The 14,884-nt window shown below is 66.3% G+C and carries 16 protein-coding genes; 10 read left to right on the top strand and 6 right to left on the bottom strand.

Annotated features, from left to right (window positions below; translation table 11 throughout):
- Positions 1–52: 52 nt before the first annotated feature.
- A complete protein-coding gene (locus tag AC5RUF_RS02145) occupies positions 53–508 on the bottom strand; it encodes a hypothetical protein (RefSeq protein ID WP_493998937.1) in 456 nt (151 codons plus the stop codon).
- 229 nt (positions 509–737) lie between these two features.
- On the opposite strand from AC5RUF_RS02145, the gene AC5RUF_RS02140 reads away from it, so the two are divergent.
- The 3 genes from AC5RUF_RS02140 to AC5RUF_RS02130 all read left to right on the top strand — a co-directional run bounded on the left by AC5RUF_RS02140 (position 738) and on the right by AC5RUF_RS02130 (position 1,912).
- Positions 738–1,046 (top strand): SDR family oxidoreductase, encoded by a 309-nt coding sequence (locus tag AC5RUF_RS02140; protein WP_494129551.1) that lies wholly within the window; start codon positions 738–740, stop codon positions 1,044–1,046.
- Positions 1,047–1,118: 72 nt separating this feature from the next.
- Complete coding sequence (locus tag AC5RUF_RS02135; protein ID WP_493997781.1) at positions 1,119–1,460, top strand: PadR family transcriptional regulator; 342 nt, start codon at positions 1,119–1,121, stop codon at positions 1,458–1,460.
- Positions 1,457–1,912, top strand: a complete 456-nt coding sequence (locus tag AC5RUF_RS02130) for an HAAS signaling domain-containing protein (protein WP_493997782.1) — start codon at positions 1,457–1,459, stop codon at positions 1,910–1,912. The genes AC5RUF_RS02135 and AC5RUF_RS02130 overlap by 4 nt, the downstream gene beginning before the upstream one ends.
- A gap of 8 nt (positions 1,913–1,920) precedes the next feature.
- Here the strand turns inward: AC5RUF_RS02130 and AC5RUF_RS02125 are convergent, their stop codons facing one another.
- Positions 1,921–2,697 carry a hypothetical protein gene (locus AC5RUF_RS02125; protein WP_493997783.1) on the bottom strand — a complete coding sequence of 259 codons (777 nt, stop codon included), beginning with the start codon at positions 2,695–2,697 and terminating at the stop codon, positions 1,921–1,923.
- A 152-nt stretch (positions 2,698–2,849) separates the two neighbouring features.
- Here AC5RUF_RS02125 and AC5RUF_RS02120 point away from each other — a divergent pair, with 152 nt between their 5' ends.
- Positions 2,850–3,686 carry a PhzF family phenazine biosynthesis protein gene (locus AC5RUF_RS02120; RefSeq protein WP_493997784.1) on the top strand — a complete coding sequence of 279 codons (837 nt, stop codon included), beginning with the start codon at positions 2,850–2,852 and terminating at the stop codon, positions 3,684–3,686.
- A gap of 15 nt (positions 3,687–3,701) precedes the next feature.
- Here the strand turns inward: AC5RUF_RS02120 and AC5RUF_RS02115 are convergent, their stop codons facing one another.
- Positions 3,702–5,108 (bottom strand): acetamidase/formamidase family protein, encoded by a 1,407-nt coding sequence (locus AC5RUF_RS02115; protein ID WP_494129550.1) that lies wholly within the window; start codon positions 5,106–5,108, stop codon positions 3,702–3,704.
- Between the two features lie 460 nt (positions 5,109–5,568).
- Between AC5RUF_RS02115 and AC5RUF_RS02110 the strand changes: the two genes are divergently transcribed.
- From AC5RUF_RS02110 to AC5RUF_RS02100, 3 genes are read left to right on the top strand one after another with little or no spacing between them, the layout of a single operon-like run.
- Positions 5,569–6,543 (top strand): efflux RND transporter periplasmic adaptor subunit, encoded by a 975-nt coding sequence (locus tag AC5RUF_RS02110; protein WP_494129549.1) that lies wholly within the window; start codon positions 5,569–5,571, stop codon positions 6,541–6,543.
- A complete protein-coding gene (locus AC5RUF_RS02105; protein WP_493996269.1) occupies positions 6,540–7,259 on the top strand; it encodes an ABC transporter ATP-binding protein in 720 nt (239 codons plus the stop codon). Before AC5RUF_RS02110 ends, AC5RUF_RS02105 begins: the two co-directional genes overlap by 4 nt.
- On the top strand, positions 7,256–8,449 hold the full coding sequence (locus AC5RUF_RS02100; protein WP_493996268.1) for an ABC transporter permease: 1,194 nt from the start codon (positions 7,256–7,258) through the stop codon (positions 8,447–8,449). Before AC5RUF_RS02105 ends, AC5RUF_RS02100 begins: the two co-directional genes overlap by 4 nt.
- 36 nt (positions 8,450–8,485) lie before the next feature.
- Here the strand turns inward: AC5RUF_RS02100 and AC5RUF_RS02095 are convergent, their stop codons facing one another.
- Entirely contained in the window at positions 8,486–9,118 is a 633-nt protein-coding gene (locus tag AC5RUF_RS02095) for a M15 family metallopeptidase (RefSeq protein ID WP_494129548.1), read from the bottom strand.
- Between the two features lie 87 nt (positions 9,119–9,205).
- On the opposite strand from AC5RUF_RS02095, the gene AC5RUF_RS02090 reads away from it, so the two are divergent.
- Entirely contained in the window at positions 9,206–9,901 is a 696-nt protein-coding gene (locus AC5RUF_RS02090) for a response regulator transcription factor (RefSeq protein WP_493996266.1), read from the top strand.
- Between the two features lie 10 nt (positions 9,902–9,911).
- Positions 9,912–11,039, top strand: coding sequence for a sensor histidine kinase (locus AC5RUF_RS02085; RefSeq protein WP_494129547.1), 1,128 nt, complete (start codon positions 9,912–9,914; stop codon positions 11,037–11,039).
- Here AC5RUF_RS02085 and AC5RUF_RS02080 read toward each other — a convergent pair.
- Entirely contained in the window at positions 11,036–12,322 is a 1,287-nt protein-coding gene (locus tag AC5RUF_RS02080) for a YibE/F family protein (RefSeq protein ID WP_494129597.1), read from the bottom strand. The two genes, AC5RUF_RS02085 and AC5RUF_RS02080, sit on opposite strands and share 4 nt — an antisense overlap.
- Positions 12,323–12,446: 124 nt before the next feature.
- Here AC5RUF_RS02080 and AC5RUF_RS02075 point away from each other — a divergent pair, with 124 nt between their 5' ends.
- Positions 12,447–13,799, top strand: coding sequence for a hypothetical protein (locus AC5RUF_RS02075; RefSeq protein ID WP_494129546.1), 1,353 nt, complete (start codon positions 12,447–12,449; stop codon positions 13,797–13,799).
- An 86-nt stretch (positions 13,800–13,885) separates the two neighbouring features.
- Here the strand turns inward: AC5RUF_RS02075 and AC5RUF_RS02070 are convergent, their stop codons facing one another.
- A complete protein-coding gene (locus tag AC5RUF_RS02070) occupies positions 13,886–14,851 on the bottom strand; it encodes a helix-turn-helix transcriptional regulator (RefSeq protein ID WP_494129545.1) in 966 nt (321 codons plus the stop codon).
- Positions 14,852–14,884: the final 33 nt, after the last annotated feature.

The following is a 14,884-nucleotide window of genomic DNA, read 5'->3' as shown; positions in this document are numbered from 1 at the left end:
GCAGCCCGGGCGCCCGAGACCCGGCACACCGATCGACTGACCCCTCAGGTCCTCAGTCCACTTCGGTGAAACGGGTCCCCAGGGGGTCCGATAGGACCGAGAGGTCCAGGGGCTCGGGATCAGTGCCGCCCACGCCCACCTCGGAGTAGTCAACAACAAACCAGTTCCTGCCCTCGGCAAAGTACACGGACCCGTCACCCTCCGCGCTCCCGGCCATCAGGTCATAGGTCGCGTCCCGCGCGTCCTGTGAATCAAAGTAGAAGATTTCGACGGTTGAGGTGCACTTCACCGATTCGGCGGGTATCCGGCCGTCGCTGCCCATAACGTCGGTGGACGCGGGCGGGTCCTCCAGGCAGTCAAGCTGTCCGGACACCGCCTCCCGGGCCTCGTCCAGGGAACCGTACGACGGCAGGTCATCGGCGGTTGGTTTCTCCGCGGTGCAGGCAGAGCACGTTGCGGCGAGCACCGCCAGGATCCCGGCGGTCACTATGGTGCGATTGTTCGGCATTTTTGCTTCCCCCTTGTGCGCGCCATCGTGGCATATCCGTGACGTTCGGGGAAGAGCCGTGTCAGCGGGTCCGGTCGGCCCCGGGAGGCACCAAGCCGGGCCGGAGCGCAGTCAGCAGTCCGGAAACAGGACCCAGATCGACGGCGGCACTGCCCGCGGCGCGCTCGCCGGCAGCCGGCAGCAGAGCAGCATACGCGATTCACTACGGCGCGCGTCCAAGGCGGCCATGATGGCAGAGGGCAACGGCCTGGCCAAGCTCACGCGGGGCACCGGGGCGACCGTGAACTCGGTGCTGGGTGGGCCCACATATTCCGACGGCGTGGCCCGCACGGTCGAGGGCCTGGCCGCCTCCACCGGGCAGTCCGTGGACGCCATGAAGCAGGCGATTATCGGGGCGAACTCCACCTCGCTGCTGGAACGGTTCATCGACCCGGAGGAGATTGCCGCGTTGGTGGCTTTCCTGGCCAGCCCGCGTGCCTCGGCGACAAACGGCGCCGCGGTGCGCGTGGACGGGGGCGTGCTGACCACGGTAGTTTGAGCGCGGTTGCCTCCGCAGTGGGGGCCTATTCAGGGGTTGCATGCATTGCAACCTACCGGTAGCGTGCAGTGCATGACACCATCCCCCGCATCGGTTCTGACGCAACTCCGCAAGGGAACCGTGGACTACTGCGTGCTCGCCTGCCTGCGTTCCGGGCCCGCGTACGGACTCGAAATCGCTGAACGTCTCGGCGAGAGGAAGGTCCTGTTCGCCAGCGGAGGCACGCTCTATCCGCTGCTATCACGCCTGCGGCAGCAGGGGTGGGTCACCACCACGCTGGAGCCGTCACCGGTTGGACCCCCGCGGCGCTATTACCACCTCACGGATGAGGGCGAGAGCGCGCTCACGGTCTTCATCGAGACCTGGCACCTGTTCGCCACGGACGTTACAACCTTGATCAAGGAGACCTCATGAACACCACCGAACCGATGCCGCCACTCCTGGAGGCGTACTTTGACGACCTCGACCGTGCGCTAATCGGCGCTGATCCGAGGGAACGCGCGGAGACAGTGCAGGCGATGCGCGAGCATGCCGCGGAAATGCTCACCCGGCATGGAGCTTCGGAGCAGACCGCCGAGCTCATCATCGCCGATTTCGGACCCGTTGAGCAGGTTGCTGCCTCTGCCACTCCGGCCCCCGCGCCGGGCGCGGCACCGGCGCGTCCCTGGGCCGATATCTGGCTGCTCGTAGGCTCAATCGTGGGCCTGGTGTACTTCCTCTTCCCGGTGATCTCGGTTGCGATGCTTGTCTGGGCGATCGTGCGGTTGAGGGGTCATGCAGGGAGCCGGCCGCTGCAGAAGGCTGCCTTGTGGGTATCCGGCGCGGCAGTCTTTTCTGCGGCCTTCTTCTTCATCGTCCGCTGGTGACCCCGGACTTACTTAATCCCGAAGTCGTAGCCGCCGCCCTGACGGTGCGCGAACCGTTCCCGGAGGAAGTTGCCCGTGTTGGTCAGCTCAGCTGAGCTCCGGCGGTGGCGGCTGGCATGCAGTTGCTCGGCCTGTCCGGAGAGCAGCTGCAACTGCTCTGCCAGTTCCTGGTTGGGAGTCCGCCCGCTGGTCTGGCGCTTGTCGAGCATGCTGGATGGAATGGCGAGGTAGTTGTGGAGGACGCTGGGCAGGTAGTCGCGCACAGTCGCCTCCAGCTCGTACTCGAACTGGGGATCGCCCAGCGGATCCCGGGTCTCGGCGTCGATCACGGCGTCCAAGGTTTGGCACGTCTGGACAACCGAGGCATAGGCCTCGGACGGAAGCCGGTATCGGTTCTTTTTCGCCACGGAGGAAGACCAGGCCAAGGCGGAGGACAGGTCCTGGGTGGTGCCTTGGGCATCCGCTTCCCCCGCGGTGGGCTGGTTCAGCGGATTGCCCTGGAACCCGCGCTTCCGCGGATGCAGCCACAGGTCCCGGAGCATGTAGGAGCGCATGGCCGAGACGGCGATGAGGCCCATGACGACGAAGAAGGAAAGAACGAACTGGGCGGCGCTTTCGGGCAGGGCAACCGCGGCAAGCACGAGGCCAACGTACAGGCCGCCCTCCAGGATCACTTTCCAGTTGCTTCTGCGGACCCCGATCATCAGCACCAGCAACGGCAGGAACGGAAAGAAAAAGACGGCGACGGCGACCTTGAAGACGTTCCCCACAGTAAGACGGGACATCGTTTTCCTCTCGTGAGACAGGGACCGGCATTGCCGTTGCGGACAGCGGAGGAACCGTGGAAAACGGCACCGCTCGTATGTCTTAACGCCCCTGGGCGGCATCCAATTCCACACTACAACTTCATCCTGAGGCGGGTTGTTACAGTCGAGCCATGAAAGCGCGTCCCTACAGCGAAGTTGATGTCTTCTCCCATGAGCCGTACCGGGGCAATGCCTTGGCCGTGGTTCACGACGCCGACGGGCTGAGCGCCGAGGAGATGCAGCGGTTTGCCAGTTGGACCAACTTGTCGGAGACAACCTTCCTCCTGCCCCCGACCACCGCAGCGGCCGACTACCGGGTGCGGATCTTCACCGGCAAGGAGGAACTGCCGTTCGCCGGCCATCCCACCCTGGGTTCGGCCAAGGCCTGGCTGGATGCCGGAGGAACCCCGCGGGCCGGCGGAACCGTGATCCAGGAATGCGCTGCCGGCCTGATCCCGGTCCGGGTTACGGAGGACCAGCTGGCCTTCGAGGCGCCTCCGCTCACCCGCTACGAACCGGCGGACGAAGCGCTGACCGTCCGGATTGCCGCGGTCCTGGGCATCCCGCGCCAGGACATTGTTGCCGCGTCCTGGCTGGTCAACGGCCCAAAGTGGATCGGTGTGCGCCTTGCCTCGGCCCGGGAGGTCCTCGACTTGGAACCGGACCCGGGCAAGGCCGGAGAACTGGAAATCGGCGTTGTCGGCCCGCACGAACCCGACGGAGAAACCTCTTTCGAGGTGCGGGCCTTCGTCGGAGGGGACCCCGTCTGGGAGGACGCCGTCACCGGCAGCCTGAACGCCGGACTCGCCCGCTGGCTGATCGACAGCGGCGTCGCCGCACCGCCGTACACGGCAGCCCAAGGGACCGTCCTGGGCCGCCGCGGTCGTGTACACGTCAGCCTCCGGGACGGGGACATTTGGGTGGGCGGCGAGGCCACCGGCTGCATCCAGGGGACGGTCCGGCTGTAGGGGAGCGGCCGCGGCCTAGCTGAAATCTGCCTTCCGGATCAGCCCGTGCACGCCCACGGTCCGGTCCACCACCTGGGACACGGCGAAGTCCGCAGCGGCGGAGAGATAGGCGTAGGCCACGGCCCGGTCCATGCCCTTCTCCTGCTCCAGGAAGTCCAGCGCGTTGACTACGGCCCGGCGCATAGCCACATTCAGGTCGCTGCCCACTCCGCCGCCGGCCAGCCCGTCCGGGTCCGACAAACCAATGGGGATCCAGGCATCCTGCGTTTCGCCGAATGGATATTTGTGCGCCAGTTCCGGGGCATCTCCGGCACCGGGTTTGCAGACGGTCAGCCGGAAGGTGCCGCGCAGGGAGCCCTCCATCGCGGTCAGTGCCACCTCGCCGTCGCCCATGCCCATATGCGGATCGCCCACATAGAACAACGCGCCGTCGGCCTTCACCGGCAGATAGAACGTGGACCCGGGCCCCAGATGCCGGATGTCGATGTTGCCGCCGCCGAGAGTGGGCGGTATCGAGTTTGCTTCCGGGTCGGTGAGACCGCTGGTCTCGGCGAAAGCCACGCCCATCATGCCCATGAACGGGCGCAGGGGGAAGCGGACCTTCATATCGCCGCTGGTCATGGCGCCCTTGCCGTCTTCGATCGCAGTAAAGACCGAGACGTTGTGGTAATCCGTAGGGATCCCGGAGGACCGGTTGTCCTCACCCGCCGGCGGCATGACCTCCTCAAGGGTGATGCCCGCAGGGGCCGACGGGCCCTGCTGCAGCGCCAGTGCTCCCTTGCCGTGCCGGCTGGAGACAACGCCGTACGGTACGCGGGGCACGGCGGCGAGGGTTTCAATCTTCAGCACATCACCGGGCTCCGCCCCCTCCACCGCCACCGGGCCGGTGACCACGTGCGGCCCGTCGGCATCGAAGTTCCGCGGCGTGCGGTTGTAACCGTCAGCAATGTCGATGGCGTCCTGCAGCACCCCGTCCTCTGCGACGCCGTGTCTGCCGAAGTAGGACAACGGGTCACGTCCCTGGTCCTCCAGGATTCCTTCATGCGAGAGGGCATCAATGGTGATGGTCTGCCCGGACTTCATCCGCGCCACCGGCGTCGCATGCACCGTGGGGACATAGCCCCAGAGAACGTCCTCGGGAGTGGATGCCAGGTAGTGGTCCCCGGGCATGTCCCCGGTGTGCGGCTGCAGGATCGCGCCGGACGCCGCGCCGGACGCCGCGCCGGTGGTCGCGCCGGAGGGGGTGCCGGGCGTGCCCGTGCCGGTGGCTCCCGCCTTCGCCGGTGCCTGCGCCGCTGTGGGCGTGCACCCGGTGGTCAGAGCCAGGGCTCCTATCCCGGCTGCGGCGCCGAGGAATCCCCGGCGGCCCAGTCCTTTGGTTAGCACCTCGGCGGCCTCGCGGCCGATCAGCATTCTGTTCATGGTGTCCTCCTCTAGCTGGTGCAAACAAGCTAGCCAGCCGGAGTTTCGGGGCTGTTTCCAGAGGATGAACGGGGGATGCAGGCAGCCGATCTGGCCGCAGAGGCGGACTGGGTCACCAGCCGCCTGACCGGGTGCTCAGGAACATATTGTGCGCGTATGGAAAACCGCATACGCACCTGCAACACGGTGTCCTTTTAACTGGACCCGTGAGTGACAGCAAATCAGCAAGAACAGCAGGCCGGCGGACGTGGAATGCACCAGCGGAGAGAAAATCCGGAGACTATTCGTGTCCGGCTCGGCCATTGAGCCAGTCGTCGGTAGTGTCCCACTTGAATCGGAGCGGACTGCCCCGACAACTTTTTATACGGGGGAATTCATGACCGCGCGCCGATTTATCTTTCCGGTTTTATGGCTGGTGCTCTTTGCCGTCATAGCCGCTGCACTTTTCAAGCTTGCTTTCGTGGACGGTCTGAACACGGATGCGTCGTCCGGCGGCGAGATGCCCACCGCACAGATCAACACCCCTCTGGTGCCGGCGGCATTAGGCACGGTCAACAACGTTTTCCAGGTCCAGGGCTCAGTGGCCAGCAATCCGGCGGTCACGGTCAAGAGCACCGGCGAAGGCGCGGTGGACTTCATTTACGTCGAACCAGGTGAGGAGGTCGTGAAGGGGACACCCCTGGTCCAGTTGAAAATCCCGGTGGAGCCCGCAGCGCCGGCGGTCCCGAGCGATACCTCGGACGCGTCTGACCGCCCGGCGGCGCCGCCGGCGCAGTTGTACACCTACGCCGATGTGGTTGCCACTGCACCGGGAACCGTGGCACAGGTGTCCGTGCTGCTCAAACAGCAGCTGGCGGTGGGCACCGAGGTCGCGTCCCTGGATCCCGGCACCTTCTCCGTCACCGGCACGCTCACTTCCGACCAGCAGTTCCGGATCCTCAGCCGGACGAGCACCGCCACGGTCACGGTGAACGGCGGCCCGGCGCCCTTCCCCTGCAGCGAGGTCAGCATGGGCAAGGCCCCCGCCGCCGGCGTCGAGACCGCCGGGGAACAGCCCGCCGCCGGCGCTCCCCAGGAGCCCGCAGCCGGCAGCGTAAGCTGTGCCGTTCCGGCGGATGTCCCCGTCTTTGGCGGCCTGGGCGCAACCATTGAGATCACCGCCGGCCGGGCCGAGAACGTTGTAACGGTACCGACGACGGCGGTTCGCGGCACTGTGCAGAACGGCGTTGTATGGGTACTCCCAGCGGCCGGGAACAATTCCGGCGAATCGCCGAACGCGGGCGAGGCACAGGAACGGAAAGTCACCCTGGGCCTGAATGACGGAAAGATGGTGGAGGTTTCCTCCGGGCTTGCCGAAGGCGAGATGGTCCTGCAGTTTGTTCCGGGCGCCCCGGCGGAGGAGCAGGACCAGATGAGCGGAGGCATGGGCGGATGAGTGCTTCCCGGAATCCGCAGGAGCCGTTGGTGGCGCTGTCGCAGGTCACCCGCTCTGTCCACCTGCCGGACGGGGTGGACCTGCAGATCCTCTCCGGCATCGATCTCGCCATCTATGCAGGGGACCACCTTTCCATCGTGGGGCGCTCCGGGTCCGGCAAGTCGACGCTGCTGAACATCCTGGGCCTGCTGGATCTGCCCACATCCGGAGAGATGACGTTCGCCGGGGTGCCGGTGAACCAGTTGGGTGAAAAGCGCCGCGCTGTTGCGCGGGGAGCATCCGTGGGCTTCATCTTCCAGCAGTTCAACCTATTGGCTGAGCGGACCGCGTTGGAAAACGTCATGATGCCGCTCCTGTATGCGCGGGGCAGGCAGTTCTGGCAGCGGGAGGCCCTGGCCGCGCAGATGCTGGACCGGGTGGGGCTGGGTGGCCGGTTGCAGGACCGGCCCCGGAACCTTTCCGGCGGCGAGCAGCAGCGCGTGGCCATTGCCCGTGCCCTTGTCCGCTCACCGCAGCTGATCCTAGCTGACGAGCCGACCGGTGCACTCGATATCGGCACGGGACAATACGTTATGGACCTGTTGGCAGAGGTGGCCCTGGAATCCGGTGCTGCCCTGGTGACCATCACCCACGATCCCAAGGTCGCGGCCCTTGCCCAGGAGCACTTCCTGCTGCAGGACGGCCAGCTTGAGCCCGGACTGGCGGTGGCAGCATGAGCCTCTCCGGGATTGTCGGGTCCCTGGTGGAGGCCTGGGCCGAGCTGCGCATCCACAAGACGAGGGTGCTGCTGGCCCTGATCGGCGTGGCCCTTTCCGTGGCCGCACTCACCACTGTGGTCGGATTGGGCAACATGGTCCGCGAGTCCATGGCGCAGAGTCAGGAAGCAATGAGCGGCCGGCCTGCCACGGTAACCGTCGGGATGTACAGCAAGGACGGGTCCAGTCCGGATTCCAGCGCGGCGACGTCGGCGTACCGGGAAGTCGCCGAGCGCTACGCCGTGAAGTATGCGTCCGCGATTTCCTCGGGGCAGGTACCCTTCCAGCTTCCCCAAGGCGTGCGGCAGACGCCGGTGAATGTGGTCGATCCGGCCTACAGCGTTATGCACCGGGTGCCCATGGTGGAGGGGACCTGGTTTGCTGCGGCGGATACCGAACGGCTCGCCCCCGCCGTGGTGGTCAATGAAGCGCTATACACCGCCATCGGACGTCCCGACCTCGCCGTTGATCCGGTGCTGTCCGTTTCCGGCGGGCAGCCGATTGAGACCGTCATTGTGGGCGTGACCCGGGAACAGTACCCGGGGGAGGAGCCGCAGGCGATTATGCTGTCCGACGCGTTCGCCCGGCTGGGAGTGACCGCGGACTATCCGCGGCTGGAGATGTGGGTCCAGGAGGCGGACAGCGACGCGTTGTCTACTACCGTCACTGCCGACCTTCAGGCCCGGTTCCCCGACCTCCAGATCGATGCCTACCGCTCCGACTACGCGGCCTGGGGTGATCCGTTCGGCGGGCTGCAGTGGGCAGTCGCCGGCGTTGCCGGGCTGGTGATGTTGCTGGGAGCCGTTGGGCTGCTCAATATCTCAATGGTGACCGTGCGTTATCGGGTCCGGGAGATCGGCATCCGGCGCAGCTTCGGGGCAACTTCCGGGCGCATTTTCTTCGGCGTGATGCTGGAGTCGGTGGTAGCCACCTTCGTGGCCGGAATCCTGGGGGTGATGGCCGCCATCGCGGTGGTCAAGCTGCCGGTGGTCCAACGGACGGTGGCCTCGGGACTGTCCGAGCTGCCGCCGTTTCCGCTGGAGGCCGCACTGATCGGCTTGGGTGCTGCGACCGCTGTCGGAGCCTTGGCCGGGCTCATCCCGGCGTTGGTGGCCGTGCGGGTGAAGGTCATCGACGCCATCCGCTACTAGCGGATCGCAGTGGTTGCAGTAGAGCCGGGCGGGTGCCTACTGCAACCACTGGCTCGGATCGGCATATCGGGCCGGGCAGCCATAAAGGCGGGCATCGGGACGCAGCTCGTAATGCCAGGGTTCGTTGTCGTAAATCTGGCACAACCCGTAGTGGGCACCGTGTGCGGACAGCCACTGGGCGGCAGGCATGGGTCCGACGTCGACGGCGTCCCCGGACACATGCGCGGAGGTATCCGGCGTGGCCACCCAGCGGGCTGCTTCCGTCTCCGAACCGTAATCGGCAATGGAGTCCTGCAGCAGCTGCTCCTGGTACTTCCGGGAGCGCCAACCGCTGGTAATGGAAATGCCGATCCCGGTGTCCGCGGCGTCCGACACCGCCATGCGAAGTGCATCGTGCAGGTCCGGTGCAAGGTTGCCTACGGCCGGGGCGCCGTCGTCGAAGGCAGTGGTGCCCTCGGGAACCAGGCCGTCGGCCTCGGAAAGGGGCGCTTCCAACCCGCCGTCTCCGTCCGGCAGGAAGGAATCTCCAATGGCCGGCCGCTCGGGTCCGCCGGCGGAGATCCGGGAATGTTGGAGGGCACCAAGGATGACGGCGCTGAGGAGGAGGGCAACGGCGAGCGTGATCCACCCGCTGCGGCGTGCTGTCCGGGCTGGGTGATGAAGGGTCATGCCACCACTCCAAGCTGCGGGGTGTTGTCAGCCCGTACGGGGTTTTGGATACGCCGCTGATATGCATCAACTCGTAGTATCGGGCGTATGCGTGTGTTGATCGTCGAAGACGAGCCCTTCCTGGCCGACGCCATCCGTGACGGTTTACGCCTGGAAGCCATTGCCGCCGACACCGCCGGTGACGGCAATACCGCTTTGGAACTGCTGAGCGTCAATTCCTACGACCTGGCGGTCCTGGACCGCGATATCCCCGGACCCTCCGGAGACGATATTGCCCACCACATCGTCGCCTTAGGCAGCGGAATGCCGATTCTGATGCTCACCGCGGCTGACCGGATTGATGACAAGGCGTCCGGTTTCGAGCTTGGCGCTGACGACTATCTCACGAAACCGTTTGAATTCCGGGAACTCGTCCTGCGGATCAGGGCACTCGGCCGAAGGCGGGCGCCCACGCGGCCCCCGGTCACCGAGGTTGCCGGCCTCCGGCTGGACCCCTTCCGGCGGGAAGTGTTCCGTGACGGACGCTATGTTGCACTGACCCGCAAACAGTTCGCCGTGCTGGAAGTCCTGGTTGCCGCCGAGGGCGGAGTGGTCAGCGCCGAAGAGCTCCTGGAAAAAGCATGGGACGAGAACGCGGACCCCTTCACCAACGCCGTGCGCATCACCATCTCTGCGTTGCGCAAACGACTGGGTGAACCCTGGGCCATCACCACGGTGCCGGGCGTCGGATACCGCATCGATACCGGGCCGGATGCCGAAAGTCCGGCAGGAGGCCGTGGATAGGCGTCCGGGGTTGAGCGTCCGTCTCAAGCTCGCCCTCAGCTATGCGATATTCCTGATAGCCGCAGGCAGCCTGCTCATCGCCGTCGTGTGGGTCTTTTTGTTGCGGTACGTACCTGAGCAGGCTGTATTCATGCCGGATTGGGAGACGCGGGGCCCCGCTACCTTTATTCCTGGCAGGTCCGACCTGTGGCGGGCCTTTGCGCCAAGGGCTGCCACGGCACTGGGATTCCTGCTGGTACTTGGGCTGGGAGGAGGGTGGTTTCTCGCCGGGCGCATGCTCGCGCCGATGACGCAGATCAGGGCTGCAACGCTCGCGGCCATGAACGGATCGCTTTCCCACCGCATCCGGTTGGAAGGCCCGAAGGATGAATTCCGCGAACTTTCCGACAGCTTCGATGCCATGCTTGGACAGCTCGAAGCACACGTGGCCGAACAGCAGCGCTTCGCTGCCAACGCCTCGCATGAATTGCGGACCCCGCTGACGATCTCGCAGACCCTCCTCGAAGTGGCCCGGAACGACCCGGGCCATGACCATGCCGAGCTCCTCGAGCGGCTTTATGCCGTGAACACCCGGGCGATCGACCTTACCGAAGCGCTGCTGCTTCTCAGCCGCGCGGATCGGAAGTCCTTCTCCCACGAACCCGTCGACTTGTCCCTCCTCCTCGAGGAAGCGGCTGAAACGCTGCTCCCGCTGGCGGAGAAACGCGGCATCACCATCTACACATCCGGCGAGGTCCGGCCTGTCAGCGGCTCGCGTGCACTGCTGCTGCAATTGACCACCAACCTGCTGCACAACGCCATCGTGCACAATCTGCCGGAAGGCGGAATGGTGCGGCTCCAGGCTGAATCCGGTTCCTGGACCGTGGCGCTCACTGTGGAGAACACAGGGGAACGACTTTCCCGCGAATTGGTTTCCACATTGACCGAACCGTTCCAACGGGGGACCGAACGCATCCACACCGACCAGGCCGGCGTCGGCCTGGGCCTGGCGATCGTCAAAAGCATTGCTGCCGCCCACGACGGAACCCTGAGGATCGCCCCGCGTCCTGAAGGCGGACTCCGCGTCCGCGTGCAATTACCTGCACTGCGGCCGGCCCTTCGACCTGTAGGGAACGACGCCGGGAGGTCGCGGGTTTAGGCCTGCACCCCGTCAGGCCTAGCAGGGAGAGCGGATGGTTCCGGGGCTGGTGTTTCCTCCTCCCCGTCCGCCCGGGCGGTGGCCTTGACCACCAGCACGGCCACGGCGGTGGTCACCGGAACGGAGAGCACCAGGCCGATGGATCCGGCAAAGGTGCGGACCACTTCCTCGGCCAGCTCCCCGGAGGTCAGCGCGTCCAGCAATGACCGGTCGTAAAGCAGGACCAGGATCAGCACCGGAAGGGCAGCTCCGGCGTAGGCGAAGGCAATGGTGTAGACGGTGGAGGCAATGTGGTCCCGGCCAATGCGCATCGCCGAACTGAACAGTTCACGGGCGCTGGTGCGGGGCGCGAGCTCATGCAGTTCCCAGACGGCGGAGGACTGGGTGATGGTGACGTCGTTGAGCACCCCGAGCCCGGAAATGATCAGTCCGCAGGTGATCAGGCCGGAGAGCGAGAGGTCCTGCGCCGCGTTCATCAGCTGGTAGGTGCTCTCATTGCCGGCGCCGGTTAGATATGCGGCCCGGGTGCTCCAATGGGACAGCAGTGTGATGATGCCCAGCCCGAAAAGCGTGCCCAGCAGGGCGGTGGAGGTGCGGGCGGAAAACCCGTGCGCAAAGTACAGGACTCCGAACATGATGGCCGCTGACCCGGTCAGCGCCACCGGAAGTGCGGACTGCCCCTCAATCAGTGCCGGCAGCATAAATGCCACCAGCACGGCATACGCTCCGACCAGTCCGATGATGGCCCGCAGTCCCCGCCAGCGCGCCACGGCTATCACCACCACGGCGTACAGCGCCGCCAGGAGCATCACCGGTACGGTGCGGACAAAGTCGACGAAAACGTATGTGGTCCCGGGTTGTCCCTGCATCACCTCGGACAGGTCCAGATAGCGGATCCTGTCGCCGGCCTCCACGCCGTGGGAAAGCGCCACCTCGGGGGTCACTTCCACCGGCACCTCCGGGCCACCGTCGTCGGGCGCGGTGGAGGCGATCAGGCACGGCAGGGCCAGATCACTGCCGGCCTGGCCATGGTCCGGGCAACCCTCGTCGCCGGCCTGCTGCACGATTCCGGTTTTAAAGCTCACGCCCGGCGCGGCGCCGTACGGATTGCCCAGCCCCGTCTCGCCGCGCTCGCCGGTGGGCCACATCAGCAGCATCGCCACCGCAGTGAGGACGGCCAGCGGCACCAGGACGGCGGACAGCAGGATATTGGCCCGACGGCGGCGGTCCCGTGCGCTCCGGGACAGCGGCGGAGCGGGGGAGTGGGAGTGTCCGTGCCCCATCAGCGGTTCGACCTCATCCGGGAAGCCTACAAGCAACCAGGCTCTTATTACGAATGAGTCTCATTACTACCGCCCCTCCGGTCCAGGGTTGCTAATGAGAATCATTTGCAATTAGCCTCGGGGCATGTCGAACGTGAAAACCGTCCCCCTGCCCTTGTCCGCAGCCGTCACCGGTGCCCTGCTCCTGTCCTCCTGCTCTACCGCCAGCCCGCCGATCCAAACGGAAACCGGTTCGTCCTCCCCGGCAACCGCCAACCGCCAGGAGGTCGGCGCGCTTGCCCCGCGGGCCGTGCTGACTTACGACGGCGGGCTGCTGACCGTGGACACTGAGACCGGGAAAGTGCTGGCAACCACAGAAACCGAAGGGTTCCTGCGCCTCAACCCTGCCGGCGACGGCCGGCACGTCCTCGTCAGCGCCGGGGACGAATTCCGCGTCTTCGACAGCGGCCTGATCGTCCAGGGGCACGGCGATCACCACCACTATTACGAACAAGGCCCTGCCTTGACCGGCGGTGCCGTCAAGGCCCCGGAAGCCGGTCACGTCGTCGTTCACGAGGGCCGGACGGCGCTCTTTGCCGACGGCAGCGGAACGGCGAGCCTTATGGACACCGGCGCGTTCGAGGACGGACGGGTGGATCCGGACGAGGTGGACGAGTATGCGGCTGATGCTCCCCACCACGGCGTTGCCGTTCCCTTGGCGGATGGCAACCTGCTGGTCACGGCCGGCACGGAGGAGTCCCGCAGTATGGTCCGCGTGCTTTCCGCGGACGGCGGGGTGCTGACGGAGACCACCGACTGCCCCGGCGTGCACGGCGAGGCAACCGCCAAACCCACCGCGCAGGGAGACGTAGTGGTGCTGGGCTGCGAGGACGGCCCGGTGATCTACCGTGACGGCGCGTTCTCCAAGGTCCCGGTACCCGAGGCGTACCAGCGCTCGGGCAACCTGTTCGGCAGTCCGGAGTCCTCCGTGGTGCTCGCCGACTACAAAACGGATCCCGACGCCGACCTGGAACGTCCCACGCGCATCGGGCTGATCGATACCGTGGCCGGCGCCGTCAAGACCGTTGACCTGGGTTCCGCCTACTGGTTCCGTTCACTGGCCAGGGGGCCTGAGGGCGAAGCCGTGGTGCTCACGTACAACGGCAAGCTGGTGATCCTGGACGAGGAGACCGGCGAGACCATCCACGAGGTTCCGGTGGTGGGAGCCTGGGAGGAGCCGGCGGAGTGGCAGCTGCCTGCACCGGCGGTGAAGGTGGGGGCCGACGGACTGGCCTACGTGACCGAGCCCGCGGCGAAGAAGCTGCACGTCGTGGACCTCGCGGCCGGCACCGTCCTGTCCAGCTTCGACCTGCCCGAAGCTCCCACGGAAATGGCCATTGTCACCGGTGAAGCGGAAGGTGCAGGTCACGGGCACGGAGACCACCACGATGACGGGCACGGGCATGACGGCCACGACCACGGGCATGATGAGGACTGATATGTTTCCGCCCGCTTTCCCCGGGAACAACCATCACGGTGCTGGGGATCGTGCTCTACGGGGCAGCGGCAGTGATCGGCCGCTTATCACGGGCCGGATCCGGCCCGGGCATCCCCGGCAGTGCTGATCCGGGCGGCGAGTCCGGTGGCCGAGTCGATGAAGGCCTCGGGACCAAGGACGGTGAACGGAGCGTCGAAGCGCAGGGCCCAGGACATCAGCCCGGCCCAGGACCAGGATCCCACCCGGACGCGGCAGGCCGTATCCGACACCTGCTGCAGTTCCCCGTCGCCAAGCCACGGTGCAATGTCCGTTGCGGGAAGTTCAAGGAGAAACTCTCCGAAACAGGGCCAAGCGTCACCGCCCTTCGCGCCCTTCATCCGCGCAGTAAGGAAGGAGCCAGCGTCGCCGGTCGGGATGTCGCGCCGGGTGAACCGTCCGCCGCCCGGAGATTTCGGCACCATCCGGTCCAGGCGGAAGATGCGCCAGTCCGCTTTGTTCAGGTCCCAGGCCACCAGGTACCAGCGGCCCTGCCAGGCGACGACGGCGTGCGGCTCCGCGCGCCGGGGCGGCCCGGATTCGTCCCCGTCATAGTCGAAGCGGACAATGCGCTGATCCCGGGTGGCCAGGCTGACCGTTTCGAGGACTTTCGGATTCACGCGGGCCGCTGGACCGGCGTCGGTAAACCGGATGCCCTCCACGCGGTGCCGCAGCCGGGAGGGCATGACCTGCTTCACCGTCGTCAGCGCCCGGGCCGCGGCGTCGTCGAGGTCCACCCCGCTGGAGGGCGCGCTTTGCAGCGCCACTGCAATGGCCACCGCCTGCTCGTCATCAAAGAGCAGCGGCGGCAGTTCCGCACCCGCGGCCAACCGGTAGCCGCCGTCGGGCCCTTTGACCGCGGTGATCGAATACCCGAGTTCACGGAGCCGGTCCACATCGCGCCGAACCGTCCGGGAGGTCACCTCCAGGCGCTCCGCAAGGACCTGTCCCGGCCAGTCCCGGCGGGACTGAAGCAGCGACAGCAAAGCGAGCATTCGGGACGAGGTTCCGGGCATGTTTGAAGTATCCCGGAAATAGAGGACATAACC

The organism is Arthrobacter sp. Y3224198, assembly GCF_059090025.1.
The sequence above is the reverse complement of the archived record's forward strand: the minus strand, read 5'-3'. Positions and strand labels throughout refer to the sequence as shown.